This is a genomic window from Chryseobacterium piscicola (assembly GCF_900156685.1).
In the GTDB taxonomy this organism is placed as follows: Bacteria; Bacteroidota; Bacteroidia; order Flavobacteriales; family Weeksellaceae; genus Chryseobacterium; species Chryseobacterium piscicola.
In genome coordinates this window covers 126,664-148,734 of the sequence record NZ_FTOJ01000002.1, presented here as the reverse complement: position 1 = coordinate 148,734, position 22,071 = coordinate 126,664, and the positions used below count along the sequence as shown (strand labels likewise).

At 34.2% G+C, this 22,071-nt stretch carries 17 protein-coding genes; 10 read left to right on the top strand and 7 right to left on the bottom strand.

Annotated elements, in window-relative coordinates; all coding sequences use genetic code 11:
- Positions 1-458 precede the first annotated feature (458 nt).
- Complete coding sequence (locus tag BW939_RS04675) at positions 459-1,136, bottom strand: TIGR02117 family protein (protein WP_076450363.1); 678 nt, start codon at positions 1,134-1,136, stop codon at positions 459-461.
- 253 nt (positions 1,137-1,389) lie between these two features.
- Here BW939_RS04675 and BW939_RS04670 point away from each other — a divergent pair, with 253 nt between their 5' ends.
- The 4 genes from BW939_RS04670 (at position 1,390) to BW939_RS04655 (ending at position 7,680) form a co-directional block, all read left to right on the top strand.
- Positions 1,390-1,845: a hypothetical protein gene (locus tag BW939_RS04670; RefSeq protein WP_076450361.1), complete on the top strand. Its 456-nt coding sequence runs from the start codon at positions 1,390-1,392 to the stop codon at positions 1,843-1,845.
- 110 nt (positions 1,846-1,955) lie between these two features.
- Positions 1,956-3,041 (top strand): efflux RND transporter periplasmic adaptor subunit, encoded by a 1,086-nt coding sequence (locus BW939_RS04665; RefSeq protein WP_076450359.1) that lies wholly within the window; start codon positions 1,956-1,958, stop codon positions 3,039-3,041.
- Between the two features lie 15 nt (positions 3,042-3,056).
- Positions 3,057-6,218 (top strand): efflux RND transporter permease subunit, encoded by a 3,162-nt coding sequence (locus tag BW939_RS04660; RefSeq protein WP_076450357.1) that lies wholly within the window; start codon positions 3,057-3,059, stop codon positions 6,216-6,218.
- Entirely contained in the window at positions 6,211-7,680 is a 1,470-nt protein-coding gene (locus BW939_RS04655) for a TolC family protein (RefSeq protein WP_076450354.1), read from the top strand. Before BW939_RS04660 ends, BW939_RS04655 begins: the two co-directional genes overlap by 8 nt.
- 197 nt (positions 7,681-7,877) lie before the next feature.
- Here BW939_RS04655 and queG read toward each other — a convergent pair whose 3' ends face one another.
- Positions 7,878-8,816, bottom strand: coding sequence for a tRNA epoxyqueuosine(34) reductase QueG (gene queG / locus BW939_RS04650; RefSeq protein ID WP_076450351.1), 939 nt, complete (start codon positions 8,814-8,816; stop codon positions 7,878-7,880).
- A gap of 109 nt (positions 8,817-8,925) precedes the next feature.
- Between queG and BW939_RS04645 the strand changes: the two genes are divergently transcribed.
- Positions 8,926-9,204: a rhodanese-like domain-containing protein gene (locus BW939_RS04645; protein ID WP_076450348.1), complete on the top strand. Its 279-nt coding sequence runs from the start codon at positions 8,926-8,928 to the stop codon at positions 9,202-9,204.
- Positions 9,205-9,895: 691 nt separating this feature from the next.
- On the opposite strand, the gene BW939_RS04640 is transcribed toward BW939_RS04645, so the two are convergent.
- From BW939_RS04640 to BW939_RS04630, 3 genes are all read right to left on the bottom strand, one after another.
- Entirely contained in the window at positions 9,896-11,890 is a 1,995-nt protein-coding gene (locus tag BW939_RS04640; RefSeq protein WP_076450346.1) for a S9 family peptidase, read from the bottom strand.
- Between the two features lie 224 nt (positions 11,891-12,114).
- Positions 12,115-12,459, bottom strand: coding sequence for a phage holin family protein (locus BW939_RS04635; protein ID WP_076450822.1), 345 nt, complete (start codon positions 12,457-12,459; stop codon positions 12,115-12,117).
- Between the two features lie 207 nt (positions 12,460-12,666).
- Entirely contained in the window at positions 12,667-13,065 is a 399-nt protein-coding gene (locus BW939_RS04630; protein ID WP_228417132.1) for a PaaI family thioesterase, read from the bottom strand.
- A 159-nt stretch (positions 13,066-13,224) separates the two neighbouring features.
- Here BW939_RS04630 and BW939_RS04625 point away from each other — a divergent pair, with 159 nt between their 5' ends.
- Entirely contained in the window at positions 13,225-14,532 is a 1,308-nt protein-coding gene (locus BW939_RS04625; protein ID WP_076450341.1) for a DEAD/DEAH box helicase, read from the top strand.
- A gap of 76 nt (positions 14,533-14,608) precedes the next feature.
- On the opposite strand, the gene BW939_RS04620 is transcribed toward BW939_RS04625, so the two are convergent.
- Entirely contained in the window at positions 14,609-15,499 is an 891-nt protein-coding gene (locus BW939_RS04620; protein WP_076450338.1) for an SMP-30/gluconolactonase/LRE family protein, read from the bottom strand.
- Positions 15,500-15,751: 252 nt separating this feature from the next.
- Between BW939_RS04620 and ccoG the strand changes: the two genes are divergently transcribed.
- On the top strand, positions 15,752-17,194 hold the full coding sequence (gene ccoG / locus BW939_RS04615) for a cytochrome c oxidase accessory protein CcoG (RefSeq protein WP_076450330.1): 1,443 nt from the start codon (positions 15,752-15,754) through the stop codon (positions 17,192-17,194).
- 3 nt (positions 17,195-17,197) lie between these two features.
- On the opposite strand, the gene BW939_RS04610 is transcribed toward ccoG, so the two are convergent.
- The gene (locus tag BW939_RS04610) at positions 17,198-18,127 is read right to left on the bottom strand and encodes an AraC family transcriptional regulator (protein ID WP_228417130.1); all 930 of its coding nucleotides are present in this window, start codon (positions 18,125-18,127) and stop codon (positions 17,198-17,200) included.
- Between the two features lie 65 nt (positions 18,128-18,192).
- On the opposite strand from BW939_RS04610, the gene BW939_RS04605 reads away from it, so the two are divergent.
- The 3 genes from BW939_RS04605 (at position 18,193) to ade (ending at position 22,050) form a co-directional block, all read left to right on the top strand.
- The gene (locus tag BW939_RS04605) at positions 18,193-18,537 is read left to right on the top strand and encodes a MerR family transcriptional regulator (protein WP_076450328.1); all 345 of its coding nucleotides are present in this window, start codon (positions 18,193-18,195) and stop codon (positions 18,535-18,537) included.
- A gap of 487 nt (positions 18,538-19,024) precedes the next feature.
- On the top strand, positions 19,025-20,320 hold the full coding sequence (locus BW939_RS04600) for a ComEA family DNA-binding protein (RefSeq protein ID WP_228417128.1): 1,296 nt from the start codon (positions 19,025-19,027) through the stop codon (positions 20,318-20,320).
- A 101-nt stretch (positions 20,321-20,421) separates the two neighbouring features.
- Entirely contained in the window at positions 20,422-22,050 is a 1,629-nt protein-coding gene (gene ade / locus BW939_RS04595; protein ID WP_076450327.1) for an adenine deaminase, read from the top strand.
- Positions 22,051-22,071: the final 21 nt, after the last annotated feature.

Here is a 22,071-nt window from a genome sequence, read left to right as displayed (position 1 = left end):
AACTTGATTTCAAGATCTTTGCAAACCGTGTTTTTTAATATTCTTGCGTTTTTTAATTACAAGGGGCAATGTATTACATCATCTCAAAAAATCAAAAAGACTTACGTACTGAAGAGTTTCTGAATATTCTTTATTTAGTATTACTTCTGACTTGTAAAACCAGCTCGTATAAGAGTATTTTACCAATATATACATTTATTTTCTACAGAAACGAAATTCATTACATCTCTTCTACAATGATATCTAGAAGACGCTTTTCCAAACAAAATTGATTTTCTATTTGATTCTATTTCATGCTTTCTATTATTGCATATTTAAAGTATTTTTCAGAATGTATCATTGTAAAATTTATCCTAAATTCTTTTTCATCAGAAGTTTTAGCTATTCATTTTTCAACTGTTTTCTTGTGATGATTTTTCAATATATGAGGGCTAAAAAACAAATTTTAGTACCTAAAACTATTTATAATGCAAGAAAATCCCATAATCTGAAGCCGTCCAGTAAGCAGATTTTTGGCCGGCAGCTTTCAGGGCATCATTAGACCATGTGTTGCAGGTGTAAGCAAAGCTATAAGTTCCGTTAGCATCGTAGAATGCGTCATTATCAGCATACACGGCGTCGGTTTTTATAAATATATAATTTCCTTTAGCGTCTTTTTCGAATTTAGCATCAACAAACTTTACTAAATCTCTGTACTGTCGCTCTGAAATCATTATTTTCTTGCAATCATCAGCTTCATTCATTTCATTGTAGAAACTGCAATGCATTGCTGATTCGCTTAGCCAAAAAGCCGCTTTAAAAGCAGTAGAAACTTTAAGATCTGCCCAAGTTGGAGTATCTAGATAAAAACCTTTATCTCCCCAACCTATACCTACATATTTGTAGTCTGTTTTCTGGGATTTTAAGTTTTTTAAACTGATTTTTTCACTCCAATCTTTGATGTCATTTTTCACGGGCATCACAATATCCGTGTGAACACCGTTGGTATAGATATAAATCGGTATATTTTTAGAGTCGTTAGTTTTCTTTTCAGAAATTTCGATAAATGGCAAAAGATAAGCAAACAAAACGTAAAGAAGTAATACTCCCAATAAGACACCTATTGCTTTTAAGAAAATAAAAATCTTTTTTTTCATCTTGAATTATTAATAAAATTTCACATGCAGTTTTTACTGAAAAGTTTTGCAAAAAGAACAGATTATTTTATTTTTATAAAACAAACTTTCACAAATATGCAGAAAAAAAGCAAATCTCAAAAAAAAAATAAGTTAAGAGTAAAAATTGCTCCAAAAAGAAAACAAACCAAACGCTAATTTTTAACTTTTTAATATTTTTTTAATATTCAGTTTTCCATTCACATTCTAATCATTTCCTACCTTTGTCGCCGGAATGAAAAGAAGTCTCTATCAATATTTTTTCTTTTTACTGCTGGTAATTCTTACTTGCGGTGGTACGGCTTCTTTACACGAGCACAACCATGATGTACAGGTAACTTCCACGGTTTCAATTCCTACAATAAGTACATCTGTACCAAGAAAAAGCACACATTCTCAACAGAATAAAGTAGGCATTTCACACAGAAACCCTTTTCAATACACCCAAGATTATCAGACTCAGCAACAACTTTTGGGAGAAATAAACGATTCTAATTCTGAAGAAGATAATTCTGAAAATGAAACCCATTCCACAATTTCTAAAATTGCAAACGCAGACCTTTGGAAGGCGATTTATGAGTTTGTGAATACATTTCATACCATTAAAAGTGCAGTTTACTTTGCACATTCAGGTTTTCTAAACTTTCCTGTTGATTTACTTTACATTCAGTACAGCGTTTTCAGATTATAATACTTTTCTTATTTTTTTAACTAAAACTTTCTTGCACATCAAATATGGTGGTGCAATGATACTATCCATTTTATCTAAAACAATTTATCGTTAAAAACTTACTCATGAGTATGGTTAAGAAAAGCCTTATATATGTAAGCCTGTGCCTGTCTTTGGCTGCCACAAGCTGTCATTCTGAAAAAAAAGAAGAAAACGAAGCGGCAACCTATAAAATCACAAGTCCGCTTCTCCAAGATACGCTTATCAACAAAGCCTATGTGGCACAAATAAGATCTATTAATCACATCGAACTTCGCGCGCAAGAAAAAGGATATATCCAAAAAGTATATGTAGATGAGGGCCAGTTTGTACAAAAAGGTCAGTTACTTTTTAAAATTCAGCCCAATCTCTATCAGGCAGACGTCAGCAAAGCTCAGGCTGAAGCCAGATATTCACAAATTGAATATCAGAATACTAAAAATCTTGCAGACAAAGATATTGTTGCTCCTCAAGAAAAAGCGATGGCAAAAGCAAAATATGAAAAAGCTCAAGCAGAAGTTGCCACAATGCAGACGCATCTTCAGTTCACAGAAATACGTGCTCCTTTTAGTGGAATCGTTGGGCGTTTTCACGTAAGAGTAGGAAGTTTGGTGGATGATGGAGATTTGGTTACAGAACTTTCAGACAATAGCAAAATGTGGGTTTATTTTAACGTACCAGAAGCTGAATATTTAAGCCAAATGGGAAGTCAAAAAAATGGAGAAAAACTTCATGTAAAACTTCAAATGGCGAACGGACAAATGTTTAGCCAAGATGGAATTGTAGAAACTATAGAATCAGATTTCGATAACGAGACCGGAAATATAGCCTACAGAGCCACATTTTTAAACCCTGAAAAACTTCTTCGCTATGGGCAAACGGGAAATATTATGATTTCTACTCCATTTAAAAATGCACTACTTATTCCTCAAAAGGCAACCTACGAAGAATTGGAGAAAAAGTATGTGTACGTTATTACAAAAGAAAATGTGGTGAAAGCCCGTGAAATAAAAGTTGCTGCAGAACTTCCGCATATCTATGTAGTACAATCTGGATTGCAGAAAGATGATAAAATCTTACTAGAAGGATTGAGAATGGTTTCTGAAAACCAAAAAATCAAAACTCAGTTTACCGCTCCAGAGAAAGTTTTGTTGAATCTAAATCTCTACGCAGAGTAAACAAATAAGAAAATCATGTTTAAAAAAATAATACACAGACCGGTATTTGCTATTGTAATATCGGTGATCATCCTCATTGTGGGTGGGCTCTCTATAAAACAACTTCCCACCGAGCAATTTCCACAAATCGCACCAACTACAGTTGCTGTAACTATTGCTTATCCCGGAGCTAGTGCTGATGTTTTGGTAAAATCTTCGTTAATTACCATCGAAAACGCCATCAACGGAGTTCAGGGTATGCGTTACGTTACGAGTGATGCTACCAGCGCAGGTGAAGCTACGGTAAACGTAGTTTTCGAACCGGGTACAGACCCTAATCAGGCAGTTGTTTTGGTAAAAACAAGAATTGATCAGGTAATGCCGCTTCTTCCTATTCTCGTACAGAAAGAAGGTGTAGTAGTAAACCCGATTCAGCCAAGTATGTTGATGTATGTGAACCTTTACAGCAACAATAAAAGTATGGACGAAAAGTTTCTTTACAACTATGCCACGGTTAATATCATACCAGAAATCAACCGTATTCATGGCATTGCAAAATCTCAAATCTTAGGAAGCAGAAGATATGCGATGCGTATATGGCTGAATCCAGACAGAATGCGTGCTTACAATCTTTCTGTAGATGAAGTGATGAAAGCAATCGGCGAGCAAAGTATAATAGGACGTCCAGGCAGAATCGGACAAAGTTCTGGTATTGCCGCACAGTCTTTGGAATATGTTTTAACCTACAAAGGACAATACAACACGCCTGAACAGTACGAAAACATCATCGTACGAGCCAATTCCGAAGGCGAAAATGTGAAATTAAAAGATATAGGAAAAGTTGAATTGGGAAGTGAATTTTTCGATATTTATTCTAATCTTGATGGCCATCCTTCAGCATCAATTGTTTTAAAACAAAACTATGGAAGTAATGCTAATGACGTTATTAAAGAGGTAAAAGCCAAACTCGAAGAAATGCGCCCGAATTTTCCACCAGGAGTAGATTATAAAGTCTCTTATGATGTTTCTCAATTTCTTGATGCTTCTATTGAGCAGGTTGTGCATACTTTGAGAGACGCATTTATCTTAGTGGCAATTGTAGTTTTCATCTTCCTCGGAGACTGGCGGTCTACTTTAATTCCGATTATTGCGGTGCCGGTTTCCCTTATTGGAGCTTTCTTTTTTATTCAGCTCTGCGGATTATCTATTAACCTGGTGACTCTATTTGCCTTAGTACTCGCCATCGGTATCGTGGTAGATGATGCCATCGTTGTTGTAGAAGCTGTTCACGCCAAAATGGAAGAAAAAAACCTAACACCCTATCTCGCTGTAAAAGAGGTTATGGGAGAGATATCCGGAGCAATTATTGCGATTACTGCTGTAATGGTTTCTGTATTCTTACCGATTTCATTTATGACAGGGCCAGTAGGAACTTTCTACCGTCAATTTTCCATTACCATGGCAAGTGCCATTGTGATTTCAGCAATTGTTGCCTTAACACTTACCCCAGTTCTTGCCGCAATGATTCTTAAAAACAATCATGGTGAAGAAAGCAAAAAGAATCTATTTACAAGATTTATAGATTCCTTCAACAGAGGTTTTGATAAACTTACAGGAAAATACACTTCATTCCTCAGAAAAATAATCAATAGAAAAGGTTTGACATGGGCAATCTTGGGAATTTTCTGCATCGGAATTTTTATTGAGAATAAAGTTTTACCAGGTGGTTTTATTCCAAGTGAAGACCAAGGAACCATTTATGCCATCATTCAGACGCCACCAGGATCTACTTTGGAGCAAACCAATAAAGTTTCCCGAGCATTACAAGCCATTTGCCAGAAAGTAGATGGTGTAGAATCTGTCTCATCACTTGCAGGATACGAAATTATGACTGAGGGTCGTGGATCTAACGCTGGAACTTGTCTGATTAACCTTAAAACCTGGAGCGATCGCGAGCATTCTGTAAAAGAAATAATGGAAGAAATGGAAGAGAAAACCAAGAGCCTCGGCGCCACTGTAGAATTTTTTGAACCCCCTGCTGTTCCTGGTTTCGGATCCTCTGGAGGTTTCTCAATGAGGCTTTTGGATACAAACAGAACTACAGATTATCAAGATTTTGATAAAGTAAATAAATCTTTTATCAAAGAACTCAAAAAGAGAAAAGAGCTCACAGGAGTTTTCACATTCTTTGCTGCCAACTATCCTCAGTACGAATTGGTTTTCGATAATAACGCTGCCATGCAGAAAGGTGTTTCTATAGGGAAAGCTATGGAAAATTTAAACATTCTGATTGGAAGCACCTATGAACAAGGCTTCATTAGATTCGGGCAGTTTTTCAAGGTATATGTGCAATCCGGTCCTGAATTCAGAAAACTTCCTACAGATATTTTGAATCTTTATGTGAAAAATGACCGTGATGAAATGGTACCCTATTCCGCTTTTATGAGCTTAAAAAAAACGCAGGGACCAAATGAAATTACGCGTTACAACATGTACAATTCGGCAGCTATCCGTGGGCTTCCTTCTGAAGGTTATACTACCGCAGATGCCATCAAAACCATCAATGAGACGGCTGCGAAGAGTTTACCTCACGGATACAAAGTCGCTTGGGAAGGACTTTCTTTCGATGAAGCTCAAAAAGGTAACGAATCTGTATATGTGTTTTTAGTTGTCTTAGTTTTCGTTTACCTAGTTCTGGCAGCGCAATATGAGAGTTTCATTTTACCTTTTGCCGTGATTTTATCACTACCGGCAGGAATTTTTGGATCTTTCTTCCTTTTAAAAGCAATGGGACTAGAAAATGATATTTATGCACAAGTTGGTCTCATCATGTTGATTGGTTTGCTGGGTAAAAATGCTGTTCTAATTGTAGAATTTGCTGTTCAAAAAAGACAAGAAGGACTTTCTATTTTTGAGGCGGCCATCGAAGGCTCAAAAGCGCGTTTCAGACCTATTTTGATGACTTCATTTGCATTTATTGCAGGTTTAATTCCATTAATTTTTGCCCACGGAGCAGGAGCTGTAGGAAATCATACCATCGGCGCGTCTGCCATGGGAGGAATGGTTTTCGGAACTGTACTTGGTGTCGTCATAATCCCCGGATTATATGTGATTTTCGGGAAAATGGCTGACGGTAGAAAAATGATAAAAAACGAAGAAGCATCTCCTTTAACTGAAGACATGATACATTATGAATAAGAATAAATTATATAAATATGCCGGTCTTGCAGTGCTTCTCCTAAGTATTACTGCCTGCAAACCGATGGAAATTGCCATGCATGTTGAAGACAAAAACGTTCCTGAAAACTTTGGCACAGCAATTACCGACAGTACCAACACCGGAAAATTGAGCTGGAAAGAATATTTTGCAGATGAAAAATTGCAAAGTTTAATTAAAACAGCATTGGAAAATAATCAGGAGCTTAATATTACAATTCAAGAAGTGGAAATGTCTAAAAATGAGATCCGAGCAAGAAAAGGTGAATACCTTCCGTTTGTAGGAGGTAAAGCCGGAGTAGGTATTGACAAAGTTGGTCGCTATACCAACATTGGAGCTATGGAGGCGAATACAGAAATCCGGCCAGGTAAAGAAATGCCGGAACCACTTTTCGATTTCGGACTAGGAGCCTATGCCCATTGGGAAACAGACATTTGGGGAAAACTTCATAATGCCACGAGAGCGCAGGTTCAAAAATACCTATCTACAGTAGAAGGAAAAAATTTTATGGTCACTAATATTATTTCTGAAATTGCCAATTCCTACTACGAGCTCTTAGCTTTAGATAACGAATTAAAAATTATTGAACAGAATATTAAAATTCAAAATGATGCCTTTCGTGTAGTAAAGATTTTAAAACAAAATGCTAGAGGGAATGAGCTCGCCGTAAAGCGATTTGAAGCTCAGGTTTTAAAAACCCAAAGTATGCAGTTTGAAATCCGACAAAAAATCACGGAAACTGAAAACAAAATCAACTATCTCGTGGGAAGATTTCCTCAGCATGTAGAACGTTCAGAAAATCAGTTTGACAATCTTGTTCCACAGACTGTTTTTGCAGGTGTTCCATCAGAATTGATTGAAAACAGAGCAGATATCAAGCAGGCGGAATTTCAGCTAGCGGCTGCAAAATTTGACGTCAAGTCTGCAAAAGCAAAATTCTATCCTTCACTGGATATCACTTCTGGAGTTGGTTTTAACGCCTATAACCCTGCCTATATTTTTGATATTAAATCTTTGGTAATCAATATCGTAGGAGACATTACAGCACCTATTATCAACAGAAATGCGATAAAAGCGGGTTATGCAAATGCGAATGCAAGACAGATTCAGGCGGCATTTGAATATGAACAGAAAATTCTAAATGCGTATGTAGAAGTAAGCAATCAACTTTCTAAAATAAAAAATCTGCAAAGCAGTTATGAATTAAAATCTCAAGAAGTGGATGCGCTCACGAAATCTATTGACATTTCTAACGACCTTTTCAAATACGCCAGAGCAGATTATATGGAAGTTTTACTTACCCAAAGAGACGCGCTTGAGGCAAAGTTTGAATTGGTGGAAACTAAAGTGGAACAGCTGAAAGCCACTGTAAATTTATACAGAAGTTTAGGCGGTGGATGGGATCAGCAGACCGTTGCCCTCCCAAAGATCATTAAAAAATAATTTCATCACTATCATTGTTTTTTTCTTAGCTGCCTTGATTTTTCGGGGCAGCTTTTTTTTAAACTCTATTGAACAATTAAGATTATAAACTTTCTTGCTTCGATTAAATTTATTTAGATTATTCACTCCAATCCTTAAAGTAGTAATTTTCATCACATTTTCATCCTTTAGGGCCGAGAAAAAATCTCCTCAGAAGTTTAAATTGAATTTTTATCCAGAAACTCTATATTTCTTTTCAGACCAGCAAATTTGGTACGTTTTACAGGCGATTTTTTAAATATTTCCGAGAATAATTCCTGAGTAATTTCCTTCCACTCTTCTTTTTTCAGATTTTTCAGAAAGTCATTAGGTTTAAATTTACTTTGATTATGCGGTACTGCGAAACGATTCCACGGACAAACATCTTGGCAAACGTCACAGCCAAACATCCAATCATCCATTTTATCTTTAAAATAATCTGGGATTTCATTTTTCAGTTCAATCGTTGCATAAGAAATACACTTGCTACCATCAATAATTTTTTCTGTAATAATCGCTTTCGTAGGGCAAGCTTCAATGCATTTTCTACAAGTTCCGCAATGGTCTTTAGTTTGATAATCGGTTTCTAAGTCTAGATCACAAATGATTTCGGCTAAAAAATAAAATGAGCCACTTTGCTTAGTAATAAGATTTGCATTTTTCCCAACCCAGCCAATACCCGATTTTTTCGCCCAGCTTCGTTCCAAAACAGGGGCAGAATCTACAAAAACACGAAAAGAAAATTCACCAATCTGTTCTTGTAATTCAAGAATCATATCACGAAGAATTTCTTTAATAACTTCATGATAATCTTCAGAATACGCATATTTTGAGATTTTAAAATTATCTAAAGTGGAAATTTTTTCTTCAGGAAAATAATTGTAAGACAATGATATGACAGATTTTGAACCTTCTACCAACAACCTCGGATCAAGCCTTTTATCAAAATGATTTTCCATGTATTTCATTTCACCATGATAATTGTTTTTTAGCCAGTTTTCGAGCGGTCTGGCATCTTCCTCCAAAAACTCAGCTCTCGAAATCCCACATTGCTGAAAGCCAAAACTTTTTGCTTTGATTTTGATGAGTTGGCTGTATTTTTCGGCGTTGCTTGTCATTTTTTTACATTGCAAAACTAAGATTATTTTATAAATTTGTGAGACTTTGAATTTTTTTAATTTTTTAAGTTTGCAAGAAATTAATATTAACAATAAATACACTAAAATTATGTCATTAGAAGAAGTAATAAAATCTGGAAACTACGAGCTAATAGACGTTCGTGAACCTATGGAATTGGAAATGGACGGAAACATAGACGGTGCAAAAAACATCCCTTTAGGTGAAGTAGAAGACCGACAAGATGAAATTCTTTCTATTGAAAAGCCAGTAATATTATTCTGCAGAAGCGGTAACAGAAGCGGTAAAGCGCTAGAATACTTGAATTCTCAGGGTTTAAAAGAAGGCTACAACGGTGGCGGATGGGCTGACCTAAAATCAGCATTGTAAAAAATTTAAAGGAACTTGTTTAGTTCCTTTTTTTTTGAAAAATTTTCTCAACCCAACTTATCATTCCCATGGAAATTAATTTTGATTGTGTTTGAAAAAATTGTAAACAGCAGCAAAATCCTACCGAATGTTTTAGATCTTTTAAAAAATTTCAAAAATCTACAACTCAGATTTTAAATTGCTTGAAAAATACTATTCAGAAACGTCACCAGATGATTATGAAATAGAACATTATGAAAATATTTTTTTTCAGAATTAAAAGAAATTAAACCTCAATTCAAAGATCTTTGTTTAATTAAATTTTCTGTTTTCTATCATGATTTAATTTACAAACCAACATCAAAATATATTGAGGAAAAAGTGCAGAATTTGAAATTTTTGGTTTAAAGAAAAAAAAATCTTATTTTTCATACAAACTGGGAAGAAAAAAAGCAATTCAGTATTTTCTAGAATTTGGTTTTATTTTTAAATCTTTTTATTTAGAAATAAATAAGAAAATCCGGCAGAGAAAATTTTAATTATGAGATTGATAATTTGTAGGCTCTTTAAAGCTCAAATAAAAACGGACATCTTCCGATGCCCGTTTTGAAAATTTTTCTTATTGTACTACTATCATTATAGAACCACCACCTCAAAAAATATATTTTTTTTGCCATCCCTCCAAGTGAAGGGAATTATGACGATTCTTGTGTTATAAGGTTTCTTTTAACCAATCAAAAAATTCTCTCTGCCATACCAAACCATTTTGTGGATGCAAAACCCAGTGATTTTCGTTCGGGAAATAAACGAATTTAGATTTCAATCCTCTTAATTTAGCCGCTTGGAAAGCTTCCTGCCCTTGCTCGTATCCTACTCTGAAATCAATTCCACCCTGAAAAATCATGATCGGTTTATTCCATTTGTCAACAAAATTACTTGGGTTAAATTCTGTGTATGCTTTTGGCAAAGGCTTTTCCCACGGAGATCCCAAATCCCAATTCGCAAACCAAAGTTCTTCAGTCGTTAAATACCAAGATTTCATATCAAATAATCCGTCGTGTGCGATGAAAGTTTTGAATCTGTTGTTGTGAACTCCTGCCAACATAAATACGCTGTAACCACCATAACTTGCGCCAACTGCCGCTACTCTATCGCCGTCAACGTAAGGTAATGTTTTTGCAAAATCTGTTGCTGCCAAATAATCTCTGATCGGTTGCCCGCCCCAGTCTTTAGAGATTTCTTCGTTCCATTTTGTTCCCCAACCCGGCATTCCGCGGCGGTTTGGTGCTACAACGATGTATCCGTTGGCTGCCATTAAAGCAAAATTCCATCTTGTGCTGAAAAATTGAGTTAACGCAGATTGTGGTCCGCCCTGACAATATACTAAAGTGGGATATTTTTTATTTGGATCGAAATTAGGAGGATAATGAAACCAAACACCCATATCTTTTCCATCTGTAGTTTTCACCATTTTCAATTCAGATTTCCCCTGAGCTAATTGAGAATACATCTCTTTATTAGCTTCTGTAACTGTCTTCAAATCGCCATTTTTAAGATTTACAGAGAATATTTCTGACGCATGATTGATATCTGTTTTTGAAACTAAAAGTGAAGTTTTATTGTCGGCAAAAATTTCATTTATATCAAAATCACCCTTGGTAATCTGCTGAACTTTTGAAGATTTTGTGTCTAAAGAAAACAACTGTTTTGTTCCTCTGTAAGCTGCTGTGAAATAAACATTTTTTGAATCTCCGCTCCAGAAAACATCTCCAGAAACAGATTCATCCCAAGATTTGGTAAGATTTGAAGTTTTTCCGGATTTCCAATTCATCAATTTGATGTCGTTTTTATCAGCTTCGTAGCCATCTCTTTCCATACTTTGCCAAACCAGAGATTTTCCATCAGGACTGAATTTTGGGTTTACATCATAACCTTTATTTGTTTCAGTAAGGTTTTTTGTTGTTCCTGAAGCTAAATCGTAAGCAAAAATATCTGTGTTGGTGCTTGTAGAATATTCTTTACCACTCTTAGGTTTTGTAACATATAAAAGCTGTGTAGAATCCGGACTCCAAACGAAATCTTCAGCTCCGCCGAAAGGTCTTTGTGGAGAATCCCATGTTTTTCCTTCCAATAAGTCTTTTGCAGAATCTACATTTGCAGAAATATTGACCACAAAAACGTGATTGTATTTTCCTTCATTGAAATAATCCCAATGTCTGTGATTCAAATCTGTGTAAACCTGAGCTGTAGTTTTTGGAGTATCAGAATATTTATCTTTTCCCATTAATTTTTCCACCAAAACCTGCTTGCTGAAAGCGATTTTCTTACCGTCAGGAGAAATTACAATGTTATCAACCTCACCAATTGTGTAAAATTCTGTCCAGGTTTTTCCGCTGTCTTTTGAAAGGAAAATTTTGTCGCCTTCCTGAGCGTACAATCCGTTTTTATCCCACTGAACTAATGCTTTTTTACCTAAATCAATTTTAGAAGATTGATTGTTTAAAACATTCAGGAAATAATTTTCGTTTTTAGTTTTTTCAGTCTTTAAATCAACTTGTCCTACTTTATAAATAAGTGAAGACTGGTCGGGTGAAACCGCTTGAACTCCGACTTTCTTTAAAGTCCAGAGAATTTCGGGAGTCATTACTTGTTGTGCATTCATTATAAACGGAGCTGCCAAAGCGAGCAGACTGTATTTCAATTTCATATAAATTATATTTTATCAAACTTAAAAAATCTGATTTACGATTTGAAAAGTTCTTGTTAATTCTAAGGTTGTCAAAGTTAGTATTTAAAATAAAATTGAACGAAAAATTAACAGTTTAGTTTGCTTACTAAACCACAAATCGCACAAATGTTTTGCACAAAAATCACAAAAAAATCGTCAGCTGAAAAACTGACGACTATAATTAATTAAAAACAATTTCTAATTTAATCGTTATCTGTGAACATCGAGTTCGCCAATGAAGTAATAATTGACAGCAAAATACTGAAAATAAATGCCCACCAGAAGCCATCAACCTTCATAGAATCTATAAAATAATCAGCAACGAGAATGATAATGGCATTGATGACCAAAGCAAAAAAACCTAGAGTAATAATCGTCAGCGGAAGCCCAAAAAGGCTTAAAATAGGTTTTAAAATAAGATTTAAAACTCCTAAAACGACAGCAAAAATTACTGCTCCGGTGAATTCGTCAAAATGGACTCCTGATAACACTTTTGTAAGCAGAAAGGCTACGATTGCGGTGATGAAAAGTCGGATGATAATGTTCATATTTTTATTTTTAAATTTAATTTTCAGTCTGCCAAAATTTTCATCAAAATTAATCAACCCAACCCTAAAGGGAGTAATTTTGATGAAATTTTTCAAGATATTTTTCCAACCTTTAAGCTTGGGGTAAAGAAAAATGTTTTGAAAAATTTGTTAAAGATTTATTTCTGACAGTCTTGACAAGATTTATTTCAAAAGTTTGTTTTAATTTTACTTAATCTTCATCATCGTGACAAGAGAAGTGGCAACATGGCTTTCGGAAGAATGGTCTTCATTTACTGTGAAAATTTCTGTGCGAATTACACTTATTTTAGCTCCGCCTTTCACCACATACGCTTTAGAAACTAAAGCATCGCCCATTGCAGGACGCAGATAATTTACTTTCAATTCAACCGTTACCACATAACAATCTTGTTCGTAATGACTTACTGCTGCATAACCCGAAGAAACATCTACCAATGAAGCAATCATTGCACCATTGAACATTCCGGCAGTTCGGGTCATCATTTCCATTTTTGGAATTTTAATGGAGACGAAATCGGTTTCTACTTCAAGAAGTTCGGCATTGTAGAATTTCAACGTTTCTGAACGGTTGAAACTGTCGGTCATGAGTTTTCTTTTCTCGGGAGTCATGGAGTTGATCGTGTATGGTTATTGGTTGATTGTTGAAATTATTTATTTAGATTAAATCTTTAAATATTTTGATGTAAAGTTCTTTAAATTAATTTAAAAATTTCAACAAAAATTCTTTTCCCTTACCTTTGCAAAATGGAATTAGAATCTATTTATAAAAAACTGCAGATTCAGGATATGAATCAAATGCAGAAATCTACATACAAAACTACGGAAAACAATACAGATGTTGTCTTACTTTCACCTACCGGATCAGGGAAAACATTGGCTTTTCTGTTTCCGGTTCTTAGAAATTTAAAGAAAGAAGCAACGGGTATCCAGGCTTTAATTGTAGTTCCGGCGAGAGAACTGGCTTTACAAATCGAGCAGGTTTTCAAATCGATGGGAACAGATTTTAAGGTGACGGTTTGCTACGGTGGACACGATAAAAAGATTGAGATGAACAATCTAAAGGAAGCACCTGCAGTATTGATTGGAACTCCGGGAAGAATTGCCTATCACATGAGAAATAAAAATCTTGATGTGAAAACAATTAAAAATCTGGTGTTGGATGAATTCGACAAGGCCTTGGAATTAGGTTTTCATGATGATATGGAATATATTATCGAAAATATGTACAATCTTTTCCAAAGAATTCTGACTTCGGCTACGTCTATGGACGAAATTCCGAAATTCACGGGTTTGAAAGATGAAAAAATTGTAGATTTTCTGAAATTGGGTGAGAACAAACCTGACATTCAGTTAAGAAAAGTGATGACGATTTCTGAGGAAAAACTCGATACTTTATTTCATTTAATCTGTAAAATAGGGAATAAAAGAACCTTGATTTTCTGTAATCACAGAGAAACTGTTGACCGTATTGCCGATCTTCTTTTAGATAAAGGCATCGCACGAGAAACCTTCCACGGCGGTATGGAACAAGATGAAAGAGAACGTGCATTGCTGAAATTCAGAAATGATACGGCGAGAGTTTTAATCACTACAGATTTGGCTGCGCGTGGACTAGACGTTCCGGAAGTTGAATCTATCGTTCATTATCAACTGCCGACCACTGAAGATGCTTTTATTCACAGAAACGGAAGAACTGCAAGAATGAACGCCAAAGGTTTTGCGTATATGGTGATGACAGAAGATGAAAAATTTCCTTTCATCAGAAAAGATACCCCTGAAGAATCTGTAAAAGAATTTTCTACAGTTCCTACAAACCCGCCATTTCAGACCATCTACATCAGTGCCGGAAAAAAAGATAAAGTGAATAAAGTAGATATTGTAGGATATTTATTGAAAAAAGGTGAATTGCAGAAAGAAGATTTGGGTCTGATTGAAGTAAAAGATACGACGTCTTATGTTGCCGTTTCAAGAACTAAAGTAAGAGATTTACTGAAAAAACTGAGCACCGAAAAACTGAAAGGTAAGAAAGTGAAAATGGAGGTTGCTTATTAAATTGAGAACGAGGTTAAGGTTTAGGCTGAGAAAATTCAACCTTAACCTTAACCTTAACCTTAACCTTAACCTTAACCTATTTCAAAGCCGATGTTTTAGTAGGCAAAGTATACACCGATTTTGAAGCGGTAATGAAAAGGATATTATTATTTTCGCCTCCAAAAGTGACGTTACCTGTCCAGTTTTCAGGAATTTTGATGTGATGAATTTTTTCTCCTTTAGAATTAAAAACCGTTACTCCATTGCCTGTTAGGTAAAGATTTCCTTCTTTATCAAGCGTCATTCCGTCTGAACCCATTTCGCAAAACAATTTCTTTTCAGACAATTTTCCTTCATTTAAAATATCGTAGACGTAGGTTTTTGCGGCATCAATGTCTGAAACATACAATTTCTTTAATTTAATACTTCCAATAATTCCATTGGGTTGTACAAAAGTTTCCAGCTTTGAAATTTTGCCGTCTTTATTTCTGTAATATAAATTTTTCTCAGGAATTTCTACTTTGAAATTCTCCCAATACTCTCTCTTATATAAGGGATCTGTGAAATAAATTCCGCCATTTCCATCTAGCCATAAATCATTTGGCCCATTTAATCTTTTCCCTTCAAAATCTTTAGATAAAACCTCAATAGACTTGTCTTTTCTTATTTTCCAGATTTCGCCTTCTTTATCTGAACAAGTGATTAAATTATCATTGTCATCAAAATAAGTTCCGTTGGCACGTCCTGTTTTATCTAAAAATAAGGTTACTTTATCTGTCTTCCAATCCCAGAAATAAATTCTGTCATTAGGCTGATCTGTAAAATAAACATTCCCGATTTTGTCTGTTGCAGGCCCCTCTGTAAATGCAAATTTATTTGAAATTAATTTTGGCTCACTGTTCTCCCACATAGCATTGTAATTTGGCGATTTGCAACTGATAAATGCCAAAACCAAACCAACAAGACCTGCATTCAATATCTTTTTCATTCTTCTAAAATTTAATGGTTACAATTTACAACTTGTAAAAAAGTCATCCAATTTTAAATTATCAATTATTCAATTTAAGTAAAATATAAACAATGTCTTTTTTATCCTATTATGTAAGTATTTAATATTATTTATCAAACCGAATATTCAGCAGCTTTGCATAAAGTTTTAATAAGTAAAAATGATAATAAAATTATTTAAAAAACAATTGATTATCCTCCAAAAATACTTTTAATTAAATAAAATTCAACGATGAGTATTCAGCATGGCAACATAAAAATCCCAGGAAGTGATGGCGAAGCGTACAGAGATTCTGTAGGAACAATGGATGATTCCGGAAAAAGAAAATGGGTTTTCCCGAGAAAACCTAAAGGGAAATTCACCAATTATAGAGATTACACAAGCTATATACTATTGGCTTTATTTTTCACAATACCTTTTTTAAAAATTAATAACAATCCTGTTCTCCTCATTAATCTTCTAGACAGGAAGTTTTTTATTTTAGGGCAATCATTTTATCTACAAGATTTCTTTATTTTAGCTTTGGGTGCAGTGATTTCTGTAATTTTTGTGATGATCTTCACCGTAGTTTTCGGAAGAATATTTTGTGGATGGCTGTGTCCGCAAACCATTTTTATGGAAATGGTTTTCCGTAAAATTGAATATCTTATCGAAGGTGACCGAAACAAACAGATGAAACTCGACAAACAAAATTGGGATTATGAAAAGATCAAAAAAAGAGTTTTAAAATGGTCTGTTTTCTTTATGATTTCGGTCATTATTGCTCATTTCATGTTTTTGTACATCGTAGGCTATGAAAATTTATTTCGCATTATGAAAGAAGGCCCATTAGAACATTCCATACATTTTACTTCGATGCTTTCTTTCTCTTTGGTTTTTTATTTTGTTTTCGCTTGGTTACGTGAGCAGGTTTGCACCTTGATTTGTCCGTACGGAAGATTACAAGGCGTTTTGATAGACAAGCAAACCATCAATGTTTATTACGATACAAAAAGAGGAGAAAACAGAGCAAAGTGGAGAAACGGGGAAAACCGAAAAGCTGTATCAAAAGGAGACTGTATCGACTGCGGACAATGTGTAGTGGTTTGCCCTACAGGAATTGACATCCGAAACGGTCAGCAGCTAGAATGCATCAACTGTACTGCCTGCATTGATGCCTGCGATGAAGTAATGACAAAAGTAGGTTTGCCAACCGGATTGGTACGCTACGCCACAGAAACAGAAATTGAAACAGGAAAAAAAACTGGTATTACCTCAAGAATGCTTATTACCACTATTTTCTTAGGATTACTTATCGGTTTTTTAGGCTATCTATTAAATGACAGAGGTTCTATGGAGGCAAAGTTTATTAAACCTGCAGGATCAACGTTTTTCTTTAGAGATGGAAAAATCGTCAACAATTTTACGTATACTTTCCTGAATAAAACTAATGAAAAGAAAGTAGTTTCTATACAAGTACTTTATCCTAAAAATGCCGAAGTTATTTCTTCTAGCTCAAGCAAAATTATTTTAAAAGGAGATGAAATTTTGAAAGGTTCTATTAGTATTTCTTTCCCAGAAAAAGACGTTGAATTTTCCAAAAAAAACATTACCATTGCTGTAATAAATGATAAAGGAGAGATTTTAGACACTTACGAAACAACGTTTGAAGGACCGTTTAAACTTTTACTATAAAACTTAATTTTTATAATTTTTAATAAATTGAGAGGGTGTAATGGCAGTATTTTTACGGAAAACTCTTGCAAAATAAGAATACTCTTCGTAACCTAACCTGAATGCTATTTCCACCAAACTTTCATCGAGATAAATGAGCATTCTTTTGGCTTCTAAAATTACTCTTTCAGTAATAATCTCGGAAGCCGTTTTTTGCATCACGGTCTGTGTAATTCTATTCAGATGTTTTGGTGAAATATTCATCATTGAAGCGTAATAAGAAATAGATTTCTGTGATGCAAAAAACTCTTCCAATAAATTTTCAAAATTTTGGTAATGTTTAAAATAAGACATACCGGCAACCGGAGCTTCATTATCATTTTTAGAAAAACCTCTCACCGAATGAATATAAATTTGGGTAATCAATGAAAGAATATAGCCATGTTTCATCATATTTTTAGACAAATGCTCGTTTTCAATTGCTTTAAAAAGATGAATCATGTGTTCCAACTCTTCCGAATGTACCTGAAGCTTCCTAGGAAAGCTTGGTGAATTGAAGAATGGAAAGTTTTTTAATTTTTGATTCACATAATGCATCTCATAATAAAGTTGAGAAAAAAAGAAAATATACCCATCAGTATCCGCAGAAAGTTCCCAACTGTGCACTTGCCCCGGTGAAAGAAAAAACAAACTCCCTTCAGAAACTTCATATTTTTGAAAATCTATCTCATGAATTCCTTGCCCTTTTGTAAATATAACTGTAACATAAAAATCATGACGATGCGGCTTCTCAATATGCTTATGGCTTGAAACTAAATGATTTCTTAAAGTATTAAAATAAAAATCTGGCGCGTTTTTCTCTGACTGGAAAAGAGTAATATGCAATACCGAAATAGAATTCATCCTGATTTTATTAAGTGTGAAAGAAAACAAAAATACATTTAAACTGAACATTTTACAACGTGTATTTGTACCCTAGCTTAAAAAATAATTACCTTTGAATTTTCAGGATCACTACAATGAAGCTCAATCTACCAGATAAACTCTACTACTCTATCGGCGAAGTCGCCAAAGCATTTAATGTAAACACTTCATTGATAAGATATTGGGAGCAAGAATTCCCTATTATTAAACCTAAAAAAAATAAAAAAGGAAACCGATACTTCACTCCGGAAGACATCAAAAACCTCCAAATTATCTATCACCTGGTAAAAGAGAAAGGCTACACGCTTGACGGAGCCAAAATTGCATTAACAACCAATTCTAAAATTTCTGAAACCGTTACCCTGATTGATCGTCTCGAGTTTGTAAAAGCAGAACTTCTAAAGCTAAAAGATTCTCTTACATTAAATGAAAAAGAATAGTCTTTTGATATGTTACTAAACAATAGGAATATAAAAAAGCATCCATAAATTTTGTTTTTTTATTATTTATTGCGTTGTATTCTATTCTTAATCAAAGTGATTCATTAAGAAACAACTTTACTTATTTGCCACATCTAAACCAAAAAATTTATTCCCCTAAAGAATAAATAAATAAAACTTTGCATTAAAAATGAGTGGTTAACATTCATTTCTCATCATTGGAAAAGTTTTAAAAATATCTATTTTTTTCTACACAGAGATACATCGGATTTAATTAGCGATTCTACAGTTATTAATTTTGCTGGCAAATCTTTATCAAAAACTAATTCTAAATTTTTTATAATTCAGGATAATGACAAAACAATACAAACTTTTGGAATTTTTGAAATCTGAATTACTAAATGTCTTAAGAATAAAACAACCCTATATTTGAAAATAAATCATAATAAATGCATTTTTTAATTTAAAATATTCTTAATTTTATTAAATGATGAGAAATAATTATTATAAAAAAACTGCAATTCTTGCAATGCTTTTGGCAGTACTTTTTATGTACAGTAAGTACGCCAATACCAGAGAAAATAAATTCCCTGCACTGCATTTTGAAACTGAAACTTTGGCTACAATGTCACTTTCAGAATTTGATCCTAATGAACTTTCTGCCGATCAATGGCAAAAATTAGGATTTTCAGACAAGCAGTCTGCTACTATTTTAAAGTATAAAAAAATTGTGGGTGGAAGATTTATTTCTAAAGAACAACTGAAGAAATGTTATTCAATTTCAGAAGAAAAATTCAATGAGATTGCCCCTTTCCTACTGCTTCCCGAAACCAGTAAATCAGGAGAATCACTGAAGTTTGAAAACGCAAAATTTAACAAAAAAGAACTTACTATTGCCGGAAAATTCAATCCTAATCATTACTCTCAATCCCATTGGGAGAATATGGGTTTTTCTGAAAAACAGGCGGAAGCAATTTTAAAATATAAAAAATTTCTGGGAGGAAGTTTTGTGAGCAAAGAGAAATTCAGCGAATGCTTTATCATCAGCGACGAAAATTACAAAAAACTGGAGCCTTATCTTATTCTTCCAGCAAAAACTCCTGAAAACTTTGTTAAAAATAGGTTTAAAAGAGATACAGTTAGAGAAAAAATAAATTATAAACCATTTGATCCAAACGCATTGGATCGTGAAGGCTGGCAAAACTTGGGTTTTTCTGAAAAGCAAGCGAACGTGATTGTTAACTATAAGGAAAGAAATTTAAAAGGAAGTTTTAAAAACCTTGAAGACATAAAGGCTTGCTTTGTAATTAATGAGGATAAGTTTAATGAAATGAAACCTTTCATCAGAATTATAAACGTAAAACCTTCTGCGACAAAAAATTCTGAAAACAATGCAACAGATTTTTCTAAAATAGATTTAAATTCAATCACATTTAAGCAACTTATAGAATATGGTTTTGATGAAAAAGCGGCTGGTTCACTTGTTGGTTTCAGAAAAAAACTGGGAGGATTTGTCACGAAAGAACAAATTTTAGATACTTATAATATTGATAAGGAATTGACACAAAAGCTGGTCAACTCAGCTCCTCTTGATGTTTCCAAGGTACAGAAATATTCACTTGCAGAAGCACCTGAAGATTGGTTGAAAAACCACCCTTACTTTAAATACTCAGCCGATAAGATTATTTATTTTCGGATCAGCAATCCGGATGATAAAAAGATCTGGAAATTCATTAAAGTAAAACCGGAATATGAAGCGAGAATGAAGTTGTATTTGAAATAATTTAATTCTTAAATCACCAATATTCAAAATTTAATTTAGAGTAAAATCCAATTATAATTCCTAATTTCACGATTAGCAATTATTTATTTTAATCACCAAAAATGGAATTTACAGTTAAAGCAAATTTAATAGATATTATCTCAAGAGAAACGTATCCTGCAGAAGTATCAATCGTAAACAACAAAATCCATTCAATAAATAGAATTGAGGAAACACCAAACACTTTTATTTTACCAGGCTTTATCGACGCGCACGTTCACATTGAAAGCAGCATGCTCGTTCCTTCAGAGTTTGCCCGTATAGCCGTAAAACACGGAACGGTAGGAACTATTTCCGATCCACATGAGATCGCCAATGTTCTGGGCATTCCCGGCGTGGATTATATGATTGAAAATGCTCAGAAAGTTCCTTTTCACTTTTATTTTGGTGCTCCATCCTGCGTTCCTGCAACAAATTTTGAAACTGCAGGAGCTGTAATAGATTCTGATGGTATTAACCAATTATTGAGCAGAAAAGAGATTGTTTATTTGGCTGAAATGATGAATTTTCCGGGTGTAATTTATAACGATGAAGAAGTTTTAAAGAAAATAGCCTCTGCCAAAAAACACAATAAACCAATTGATGGTCATGCTCCCGGACTCATGGGTGACGTAATGAAAACCTACTTCAATGCAGGAATTACCACAGACCATGAATGTTTTGGTTACACCGAAGCTTTAGAAAAACTGAAACATGGTGTAAAAATAATGATCAGAGAAGGTAGTGCTGCCAAAAATTTTGAAACTTTAATTCCATTACTGAAAGAATTTCCTGAGCAGATTATGTTTTGCTGCGATGACAAGCATCCCGATAATTTAATTGAATCTCACATCAACGATCACGTAAAACGCGCTTTGAAAGCTGGTAACTATTTATACGACGTCCTTCGTACAGCATCTTACAACGCAATTCAACATTACAATTTACCCATCGGTTTATTACAAGTGGGCGACAATGCAGATTTTATTGAAATAGATAATGTAGAAGATTTTAATATCTTAAAAACTTACATCAAAGGCGATTTGGTTGCCGAGAATGGAGAATCATTAATTCAATCAGTGGAAGCTCCTATTGTAAATAATTTTAATTGCAATTTAAAGCAGCCTTCCGATTTTAAAATTAAAAATGAAAGCGACACCATTCGTGTGATAGAAGCTCTAGACGGACAGCTCATTACACATGAAATACAATCGAAATCTTTAGTAATAAACGGTTTAGCAGAATCTAATATTGATGAAGATATTTTGAAAATTGCTGTTGTAAACCGCTATAATGACGCATCAGTTGCAACCGCTTTTATTAAAAATTTTGGTCTAAAAAGTGGCGCTATTGCATCATGTGTTGCCCATGATTGTCACAATATTGTGGTTGTAGGAACAAATGACGATGACATTTGCAAAGCTGTAAACGCCATCATCAAAGCAAAAGGCGGAATTTCTCTTGCCACATCAACTGAAGAATTGGTTTTAGAATTACCCATTGCAGGAATTATGACCCATCTTCCCGCTGAAGAAGTGGCTGCTTCATACATCAAACTAGACCGACGCGCAAAAGAACTCGGAAGTAAGCTGAGAGCACCTTACATGAGTTTATCATTCATGGCACTTTTGGTTATTCCGGAACTGAAACTGAGCGATAAAGGTTTGTTTAATGGTGGAACTTTTGAGTTTACAGATGTTTTTGTGAAGTGATTTTTAGCTTATTCATTCATA

What these genes read in the sequence shown, in the direction of transcription:
- BW939_RS04630 (WP_228417132.1), bottom strand. Translation starts at nt 13,065, where the DNA reads ATGACCGACAGTTTCAACCGTTCAGAAACGTTGAAATTCTACAATGCC.
- BW939_RS04665 (WP_076450359.1), top strand. Translation starts at nt 1,956, where the DNA reads ATGGTTAAGAAAAGCCTTATATATGTAAGCCTGTGCCTGTCTTTGGCT.
- BW939_RS04670 (WP_076450361.1), top strand. Translation starts at nt 1,390, where the DNA reads ATGAAAAGAAGTCTCTATCAATATTTTTTCTTTTTACTGCTGGTAATT.
- BW939_RS04660 (WP_076450357.1), top strand. Translation starts at nt 3,057, where the DNA reads ATGTTTAAAAAAATAATACACAGACCGGTATTTGCTATTGTAATATCG.
- BW939_RS04625 (WP_076450341.1), top strand. Translation starts at nt 13,225, where the DNA reads ATGGAATTAGAATCTATTTATAAAAAACTGCAGATTCAGGATATGAAT.
- BW939_RS04640 (WP_076450346.1), bottom strand. Translation starts at nt 11,890, where the DNA reads ATGAAATTGAAATACAGTCTGCTCGCTTTGGCAGCTCCGTTTATAATG.
- BW939_RS04675 (WP_076450363.1), bottom strand. Translation starts at nt 1,136, where the DNA reads ATGAAAAAAAAGATTTTTATTTTCTTAAAAGCAATAGGTGTCTTATTG.
- BW939_RS04645 (WP_076450348.1), top strand. Translation starts at nt 8,926, where the DNA reads ATGTCATTAGAAGAAGTAATAAAATCTGGAAACTACGAGCTAATAGAC.
- BW939_RS04655 (WP_076450354.1), top strand. Translation starts at nt 6,211, where the DNA reads ATGAATAAGAATAAATTATATAAATATGCCGGTCTTGCAGTGCTTCTC.
- BW939_RS04635 (WP_076450822.1), bottom strand. Translation starts at nt 12,459, where the DNA reads ATGAACATTATCATCCGACTTTTCATCACCGCAATCGTAGCCTTTCTG.
- ade (WP_076450327.1), top strand. Translation starts at nt 20,422, where the DNA reads ATGGAATTTACAGTTAAAGCAAATTTAATAGATATTATCTCAAGAGAA.
- queG (WP_076450351.1), bottom strand. Translation starts at nt 8,816, where the DNA reads ATGACAAGCAACGCCGAAAAATACAGCCAACTCATCAAAATCAAAGCA.
- BW939_RS04600 (WP_228417128.1), top strand. Translation starts at nt 19,025, where the DNA reads ATGATGAGAAATAATTATTATAAAAAAACTGCAATTCTTGCAATGCTT.
- BW939_RS04605 (WP_076450328.1), top strand. Translation starts at nt 18,193, where the DNA reads ATGAAGCTCAATCTACCAGATAAACTCTACTACTCTATCGGCGAAGTC.
- BW939_RS04610 (WP_228417130.1), bottom strand. Translation starts at nt 18,127, where the DNA reads ATGTTCAGTTTAAATGTATTTTTGTTTTCTTTCACACTTAATAAAATC.
- BW939_RS04620 (WP_076450338.1), bottom strand. Translation starts at nt 15,499, where the DNA reads ATGAAAAAGATATTGAATGCAGGTCTTGTTGGTTTGGTTTTGGCATTT.
- ccoG (WP_076450330.1), top strand. Translation starts at nt 15,752, where the DNA reads ATGAGTATTCAGCATGGCAACATAAAAATCCCAGGAAGTGATGGCGAA.